We start from the raw sequence: 263 nt of genomic DNA, 5'->3' as shown, positions 1-263 counted from the left end.
CAGCAGAACAGCATCATCACGGGCGGGTGACGCGCCTGATTAAACTGGGCGTTCCGTCGCACCCGGTTACTCCATGTTCCCACGGTAACGCCACTGTCCTGCACGGAGTCCAGCGTCCGGAAGGTATACACCACCCCTTTCTCATCAATAACCAGCGCCTGGGTGACCTCGGCATACAGCGCTTTCGGGGTGAAGAAAGCGAAGTCCCATTTCCCGTAAGGCATTCCGCCGGTCTCTTCGGGGGTTGCTGGCTCACCTGTATG

General features: G+C 58.9%; 1 protein-coding gene. It reads right to left on the bottom strand.

Going from position 1 to position 263, the window contains the following annotated elements; all coding sequences use genetic code 11:
- A partial coding sequence (locus KIF87_RS23110) for a DUF2931 family protein (RefSeq protein WP_213330865.1) occupies positions 1 to 263 on the bottom strand: 263 nt, incomplete at both ends.

This window comes from Enterobacter sp. 120016 (genome assembly GCF_018383635.1).
In the GTDB taxonomy this organism is placed as follows: domain Bacteria; phylum Pseudomonadota; class Gammaproteobacteria; order Enterobacterales; family Enterobacteriaceae; genus Enterobacter; species Enterobacter asburiae_D.
Note: the sequence above shows the minus strand (reverse complement) of the source record. Positions and strands in the feature narration are given on the sequence as shown.